At 71.5% G+C, this 7,296-nt stretch carries 6 protein-coding genes; 2 read left to right on the top strand and 4 right to left on the bottom strand.

From position 1 onward, the window contains the following. Positions 1-81: 81 nt before the first annotated feature. Complete coding sequence (locus tag H9Y04_RS38330; RefSeq protein ID WP_214662063.1) at positions 82-588, top strand: MFS transporter; 507 nt, start codon at positions 82-84, stop codon at positions 586-588. A 330-nt stretch (positions 589-918) separates the two neighbouring features. Here the strand turns inward: H9Y04_RS38330 and H9Y04_RS38325 are convergent, their stop codons facing one another. From H9Y04_RS38325 to H9Y04_RS38310, 4 genes are all read right to left on the bottom strand, one after another. Then, positions 919-1,569: a thymidine kinase gene (locus H9Y04_RS38325; protein ID WP_187818817.1), complete on the bottom strand. Its 651-nt coding sequence runs from the start codon at positions 1,567-1,569 to the stop codon at positions 919-921. Positions 1,570-1,798: 229 nt separating this feature from the next. Continuing rightward, positions 1,799-2,992 carry an alkaline phosphatase family protein gene (locus tag H9Y04_RS38320; RefSeq protein WP_187818816.1) on the bottom strand — a complete coding sequence of 398 codons (1,194 nt, stop codon included), beginning with the start codon at positions 2,990-2,992 and terminating at the stop codon, positions 1,799-1,801. Next, complete coding sequence (locus H9Y04_RS38315) at positions 2,992-3,579, bottom strand: DUF5998 family protein (protein WP_187818815.1); 588 nt, start codon at positions 3,577-3,579, stop codon at positions 2,992-2,994. The genes H9Y04_RS38320 and H9Y04_RS38315 overlap by 1 nt, the downstream gene beginning before the upstream one ends. Before the next feature lie 164 nt (positions 3,580-3,743). Then, positions 3,744-6,641: a bifunctional acetate--CoA ligase family protein/GNAT family N-acetyltransferase gene (locus H9Y04_RS38310; protein WP_438818204.1), complete on the bottom strand. Its 2,898-nt coding sequence runs from the start codon at positions 6,639-6,641 to the stop codon at positions 3,744-3,746. A gap of 216 nt (positions 6,642-6,857) precedes the next feature. Between H9Y04_RS38310 and H9Y04_RS38305 the strand changes: the two genes are divergently transcribed. After that, on the top strand, positions 6,858-7,139 hold the full coding sequence (locus tag H9Y04_RS38305; protein WP_093611298.1) for an HPr family phosphocarrier protein: 282 nt from the start codon (positions 6,858-6,860) through the stop codon (positions 7,137-7,139). Positions 7,140-7,296 lie beyond the last annotated feature (157 nt).

The raw sequence follows: 7,296 nt of genomic DNA, 5'->3' as shown, positions 1-7,296 counted from the left end.
AGATCACCTTCGACGGCCGGCTCTCCGCCGCCCGGCGCTGAACCCCAACAACCCCAGAACCACCGTTAGCTTTACAGACCCCTGGCCGGCGCCCTCTCCGACCGCATCGGACGACGCCCCACCCTCCTCGCCTTCGGCACCCTCGCAGCGCTCCTGCCGATGGCCATGTTCGGCCTGATGACGCAAGGCCACTTCGCCGCCGCGCTGACCGGGGCGATCGCGCTCGCCTGCGTAGCGGGCGGCATCAGCGCCGTCGCCGCCTCCGCGATCGCCGAACAGTTCCCCGTCGCGCAACGCCTCAGCGGCCTCGCCCTCGGCGCCACCGCCGCCACCGCCGCCACCGCGATCTTCGGCGGCCTCACCCCACGCCCTGACCGCAACCACCGGCTGGGCCCTCATCCCCGGCGCCCTGGTCGCCACTGTCGCCCTCGCCACCCTGCCCATCCTGCGCAACCTCCCGGAAACCGCACCAGCAGCACACACGCACCAGCCCCGCTGAGAGCAACCCCGCATGCTGGAACCAACCTCACGGAGTCCGCGCTGACGATGAAGCAGACCGCCACCGACGAACGGTGCAACACCCCTTGACCGCTCCCGCCTGAGAAGGGACCCGGCGTTCAAACCAAAACGGTCGCGGTCACCACCAACGCCCCAGCCCCACCTGGCAAAGATCCCGCTTCCCATGTTTTGCGGCTCCTGCCCGGGGCTCGAACCTGCGGCCGGTGGGTTCAGCCCATCCGGTGCGGGTGTTGGCAAGACTGCCTGTCCCGCCGGCACCACGCATGTGCACGCGTGTGCACCGGCACAGGCCGGCCGCGGAGAACGTCAGGTCAGGAACGAGCTTCCAAGCCGAGCCACAGTTCCCGGCGAACTAGCCGATACGCACGCGCCATCCAACGACAAGTCCAGGGAGCACCGTCAGCCTGACGCCACCGGCAACACATCCGGCGACAGGACTGCCGCCCGTGCCGACGCGCTCGACATCCGACGGCGATGATGCCGTCGACACAGCACCTCGTACCCGACCTCACCGGCGGGCTGGTCCACATCCCCGATCACGACCTGCTCGCCCTCGACGACCATCTCGCCGCCCACCGTCCGGGCATTGTGCGTAGCCCGGCCACCGCACCAGCACAGGGCCTCGACCTGCAGCGTCTCCAGGCGGTCAGCCAACTCCATCAAGCGCTGCGAGCCAGGGAACAGCCGCGTGCGGAAGTCCGTAGTGATCCCGAACGCGAAAACGTTCAGCTCCAAGTCATCCACGATCCGCGCCAGTTGGTCGACCTGCTCGGGCGCCAGGAACTGCGCCTCGTCCACGATCAGGTAGTCGACCTTGCCGCCACGCGACGACTCCTCGACCACATACCCATACAGATCGAGGCCCGGCTTCGCCTCCACCGCGTCCGTCACCAACCCCAGACGCGACGAGAGCTTGCCCTCCCCCGCACGATCACCGCGCGAGAAGATCAACCCCTGCAGCCCTCGCGTCGTCCGCGTATGAACAAGCTGAAGCGCCAGAGTCGACTTGCCGGAATCCATCGTGCCCGAGAAAAAGACAAGTTCGGACATCAGGCAAGACAACCCTTCGAGAACGAGCCCCAGCGGACGATCCCGCCGGGATGAGCAACAACGATCACAGACACCCCGGACCCAGCCACCGCCCGGCCAGAACATGGCGATTGCCCGAGAGAATCGGTGCTCTTTCCGCAGTCCATCGTTCCGGAGAAGAACACCAGCTCGGGCATGGGAGGTCGAACGCCTTTCGGATACGGAGGTGAGAGAGGGGAGGCGGCGGAGGTCAGCTGCGGACCTGCAACAGCGGCACCAGTTGCTCGACCGGAGTCATCGAGCCGTGGTTGCCCGTCATCAGGGACTCTTTCGGCTCGCGTTCCGTCGCGATGATCAGGACGTCGTCGCGGGCCGCGGCGATCACATCGCCGAGCCGGTCGTACACCCGCTGGTCGTACGCGCCCGGCGGGCCGAACCAGCCGGCCGCCAGGGCCTCGTCGCGCGAGGCGACCCAGAACTGTTCACCGAGCACCTCGCGCCAGCAGGCGAGCACATCGGACTGGGCCCCGGGCACGGCGTACACATGCCGGGCGCGGCCCTCGCCGCCGAGCAGGGCCACGCCGGCGCGCAGCTCCCAGTCGTGGTCGAAGTCGATGCGGTGCTCGTCGTCGAAGGGGACGTCGAGCATGCCGTGGTCGGCGGTGACGTACAGCGCGCTGCGCGGCGGAAGCTGCTCGGCGAGGCGCTGCACGAGCCGGTCCACGTACATCAGCTGGCCGCGCCAGGCGTCGGAGTCGACACCGTAGCGGTGGCCCTTGCCGTCGACCTCGGCGTAGTACGTGTAGACCAACGAGCGGTCGCCCGCGGCCAGTTGCTCGGCCGCGAGGTCCATACGGTCCTCGCCGGAGAGCCGTCCGTGGAAGGTGCCGCCGCTGAGGGCGATCTTCGTCAACGGGGTGTTCTGGAAGTGCGGGGACGAGACCTGCGCGGTGTGCACGCCCGCCCGGTCGGCCAGCTGGAAGACCGTCGGATACGGCTGCCACGCGGCCGGCGAGGTCCACGGGGTCCAGCGGAGCTGGTTCATCAGCTCGCCGGTCTCCGGGTTGCGCGCCGTATAGCCGGGCAGACCGTGGCTGCAGGGCGGCAGGCCGGTGCCGACGGAGGCCAGCGAGGTGGCGGTCGTGGCCGGGAAGCCGACCGTGATGGGACGTCCGGTGCCGCCGCGCGAGCTCGCGATCAGCGAGGTCAGGAACGGGGCCTCGTCGGGGTGGGCGAGCAGCTGCTGCCAGCCGAGGCCGTCGATGAGGAAGACGCAGTTGCGGTCGGCGGGCTCGAGCTCGGCGATCCGCGGCTCGAAGCCGGGGACCTCCATGCCGGCCGCGAGCGTCGGCAGCAGATCGGCCAGGGAACCGCTGCCGTACGCGGGGACGGGTGCGCTCTCGACCGGGAGGATCTCCGGGTCGGGCCAGGCGGGCTCGGCCATCAGCGCTGCGTGGCCGCGGTCGCCTCGGACAGCGCCTGCGCGAACGACAGGGTCTGGCGCACGGTCTCGGGACCGTCGCCTGCCTCGCTCACCCGCAGGCTCAGGTCGTCGGCGGTGGAGCTGCCGGTGTAGCCGTGGTCCGCCTCGCAGTTGGAGTCGCCGCAGGCGGCGGGCTCCAGGTCGATACGGGAGACGGCGCCCCAGCCGATGGTCAGGAGGACCTCGCGGGGCAGGGTGCCGGGCTGGTACTTCTCGGGGTTCGCCACGACACGGCTGACGACCACGGACGAGATACGGCCGAGCTTCACGGACTCCGTGGACGTGGTCGCGTACGGCGTCGGGGAGCTGCTGTCGGCGGACTGCTCGTCGGTGTGGCTGACGATGAAGCGGGTGCCGGTCAGGACGAGGACCGTGACATGGCGGCGCACCTCGTTGGCATCGAAGGTGGTCTCCTGGTGCACCAGGTACGAGACGATCGGCTCCCCGCCGACGGCGGCTTCCACCGCCTCGGCCACAAGGGCCGGGTAATAGCCGCTGCGCTCGATTGCCGCGCGCAGCCCCTGGGTCGTCGTACCGGTCTTCGCCATGCGCCCATCCTACGGGCCGGGGCCCGGGGCCGGAGCCCCCGGCGGGAGCCGGGGACCGATCCCCAAAAGCGTAGATAGGGGGTGAATCGCCCGCCGCAAGGGCAACTGGCTCCGCATCCGGCGCCGAACGCCCCACTCCGGTCCGCGCGCAGTCGGCGTCCGCGTCAGTACGCAGGCAGCGTCCGCGGCCCCAGATCGTCGCGGGCCGGCGGCGGCGCGAGGCGGACCCGGGCGCTGAGGACGTGGGCGCCGCGGTGGGCGACGATCACCGGTTCCAGATCCACCGACACCACCTGCGGATGGTCGTCGAGCAGCCGGGAAAGGCGCTGCAGGAGCTCCTCCAGGGCCGCGGTGTCCACGGGGTCCGAGCCGCGCCAGCCGAAGAGGAGCGGTGCGGTGCGGATCGAGCGGATCAGGGCGGCCGCGTCACGGTCCGTGACCGGGATCAGGCGGTGGGCCGTGTCGCCGAGCAGCTGGGACGGCGCGCCCGCCAGGCCGAAGGAGAGGACGGCGCCGACCCCGGGGTCCACCGAGGCCCGTACGACCGTGTCCACTCCCCTGGGCACCATCGGCTGGACGACCAGACGCGCCTCCTCGCCCTTGCCGAACAGGCCGGTCAACTCAGCGTGCGCGGACCGCAGTTGCTCCTCGTTCGCCAGATCGAGGCGTACGGAGCCGAGGTCGGGGCGGTGGCGCAGATGGGGCGCGGTGGCCTTGAGGGCCACGGGGTAGCCCATCAGCGCGGCGGCCTCGACCGTGGCGGACTCGTCCCATGCGGGCTCGGACCCGGTGACCTCGATGCCGTAGTCGGCGAGCAGGGCGCGCGCCTCGACGGGGCCGAGGTCGAAGCCCGCCGTGTCGCCGCGCTCGCGGCCGGCCGCCTCGATCCGCTCGTCGGCCGCCTGCTCGTCGATCCGCTCCAGTTCGGGGACCTTGCCGGGCTCGGCGGCCTCGCGCCGCCACTGCGCGTAGGCCCAGGCCTCGCCGAGTGCGCGGGCGGCGCGCTCGGCGGCGGGGTAGGTGGGGATGGCCAGGGCGACGGGCCGCGCGTCGGAGTCCTGTGACCGGGCCTGGTCCTGCTCCAGCGGGGCGGCAGGCTCCGAGGCGGCCTGCTCACTGTCGGATACGGCCGCATCCGGCACCGGTGCGACCCCGATCCGTCCCGGCGCCGTCCGCGTGGCCGCCGACAGCGCCTCGGCCAGACCGCCGAGCTCCACCGCCACGACCACCACCGGCTTCGCCGGACCGGCCGCCGTCGTCTCGCGGACGGCCGCCGCGAGCGCCTCGCGGTCGGCGGCCCCGTCGCCGCCCTCCCGTACCCAGGGAATCGCGGTGATCACCACGGCGTCGCAGCCGTCGTCCGCCAGCGCACGCGACAGCGCGGCCCGGAAGTCGGCCGGCGCGGCCGAGGTCGTCAGGTCGAGGGGGCGCTGCGGGCGCAGGCCTTGCGCCAGGCAGGCGTCGTACGTGAGGAGACCGAGGGACTCCGAATTGCCGAGGATCCCCACCCGGGGCCCGGCCGGCAGCGGCTGGCCCGCGAGCAGTACGCCGACGTCGATCAGCTCGGTGACCGTGTCGACCCGGATGACGCCGGCCTGCCGCAGGAGCGCCGCGACCGTGGCGTGCGGAAGGCGCGTGCCCGGTACCGCGTGCCCGGCCGGCGCGACCCCGCCGTGCCGAGCGCCCTGCACCACGACCAGGGGCTTGGCCAGGGCGGTGCGGCGGGCGAGACGGGTGAACTTACGGGGGTTGCCGATGGACTCCAGATACATGAGGACCACGTCGGTGCGCGGGTCGTCGTACCAGTACTGGAGCAGGTCGTTGCCGGAGACGTCGGACCGGTTGCCGGCGCTCACGAACGACGAGAGCCCCGCGCCGCGCCGGTGCAGCCCCGCGAGCAGCGCGATGCCGATGCCACCCGACTGGGTGAAGAGACCGATCCGGCCCGCGGCGGGCAGCTCGGGGGCGAGCGAGGCGTTGAGCCTCAGGTCCGGTGCGGTGTTCAGGACGCCGAAGGCGTTCGGCCCGATCAGCCGCATGCCGTACGAACGGGCCTGGCGCACCAACTCCCGCTGCCGCTCCCGCCCTTCGGGCCCGGACTCGGCATAGCCGGCGGACAGGACGACCAGTCCCCGTACGCCCTTCTCGCCGCACTCGGCGACGACGGCGGGCACCTGCGCGACGGGGACGGCGATCACCGCGAGGTCCACGGGCTCGGCGATGTCCCGTACAGAGGGGACGGCGGGCACACCTTCCAGGGGACCGGACGCGGCCGGGTTCACCGCGTACACCTGACCGGTGAAAGCGCCCCTGACCAGGCCCTGGAGCACGGTCCGCCCGACGCCGCCGGGCTGCCGGCCCACCCCGATCACCGCCACGGACGCGGGCGCGAGCAGCCGCTGCACCGAGCGGGCCTCGGCGCGCTGCTCCCGGGCGCGCTGCACCGCGAGGGAGGCCTCGGTCGGTTCGAGGTCGAACTCCAGACGGACCACGCCGTCCTCGAAGCTGCGCTTCTGGGTGTATCCGGCGTCCCGGAACACCTTGATCATTTTGTTGTTGTTGGGCAGCACCTCGGCGGCAAAACGCCGGATGCCCCGCTCGCGGGCCACCGCCGCGATGTGTTCGAGCAGCGCGGAGGCCACACCGCGCCCCTGGTGGGCGTCCTGCACGAGGAAGGCGACCTCGGCCTCGTCCGCGTCACCGGAGGCGGGGCGCCCGTTCTCGTCGATCCGGTCGTAGCGCACCGTCGCGATGAACTCGCCGCCGATGGTCACCGCGAGCCCCACCCGGTCCACGTAGTCGTGATGGGTGAAGCGGTGCACGTCCTTGTCGGACAGGCGCGGGTAGGGCGCGAAGAAGCGGTAGTACTTCGACTCGTCCGAGACCTGCTCGTAGAAACTGACGAGCCGCTCGGCGTCCTCGGTGGTGATGGGCCTGATCCGGGCGGTGCCGCCGTCCCGCAGGACGATATCGGCCTCCCAGTGCGCGGGATACGCGTGTTGCTCGCCCTGCTCGTCCTGAGCGGCGGGCTTGTGCTGCATCGGCTCCGGCGGCTGCTGCATGGGGCCAGGGTACGGGTCGCGCGCCCGGCGGGACCGTTGCAGTCTAGGAAGACCTCGGGCCCGGTCCGAGGTGGCCCCGGGGCTCCGGCCCAGGGTGACCCGGGGTGTCAGGCCCTAGGTCGGACGGCTGCGGACCTTGGTCCTGCAAGACCATCCGCCGCAGCATGAGAGACTGGTCTAGACAAGGCTTGAGTGAAATCTGAAGGGCAGCATCACATGGCTGAGCGCCGCGTCAACGTCGGTTGGGCCGAGGGCCTCCACGCCCGTCCCGCTTCCATCTTCGTCCGTGCGGCCACGGCCGCCGGTGTCCCCGTGACGATCGCCAAGGCGGACGGCAACCCCGTCAACGCGGCCTCGATGCTCGCGGTGCTCGGCCTGGGCGCCCAGGGCGGCGAAGAGGTCGTCCTCGCTTCCGAGGCCGAGGGTGCGGACGCCGCGCTCGACCGCCTGGCGAAGCTGGTCGCCGAGGGTCTCGAAGAGCTCCCCGAGACGGTCTGAGTTTCTTCGCGGTTTTCTTCGTATGGAGCCGTCATCACCGATTCGGTGGTGGCGGCTCCGTCGTTTTCCGGCCATCGGACAGGCCGGCCGCAATTCCCCGTGTTCGCCCGCGCGAGCCATAAGCGGGCACGCAAAAGAAACCCCGCCGAATTCATCT

Source organism: Streptomyces polyasparticus (assembly GCF_014493765.1).
Lineage (GTDB): Bacteria > Actinomycetota > Actinomycetes > Streptomycetales > Streptomycetaceae > Streptomyces > Streptomyces polyasparticus.
Note: the sequence above shows the minus strand (reverse complement) of the source record. Positions and strands in the feature narration are given on the sequence as shown.

Coding starts and splice junctions, on each gene's coding strand:
- H9Y04_RS38325 (WP_187818817.1), bottom strand. CDS start 1,569: ATGTCCGAACTTGTCTTTTTCTCGGGCACGATGGATTCCGGCAAGTCG.
- H9Y04_RS38320 (WP_187818816.1), bottom strand. CDS start 2,992: ATGGCCGAGCCCGCCTGGCCCGACCCGGAGATCCTCCCGGTCGAGAGC.
- H9Y04_RS38315 (WP_187818815.1), bottom strand. CDS start 3,579: ATGGCGAAGACCGGTACGACGACCCAGGGGCTGCGCGCGGCAATCGAG.
- H9Y04_RS38310 (WP_438818204.1), bottom strand. CDS start 6,641: ATGCAGCAGCCGCCGGAGCCGATGCAGCACAAGCCCGCCGCTCAGGAC.
- H9Y04_RS38305 (WP_093611298.1), top strand. CDS start 6,858: ATGGCTGAGCGCCGCGTCAACGTCGGTTGGGCCGAGGGCCTCCACGCC.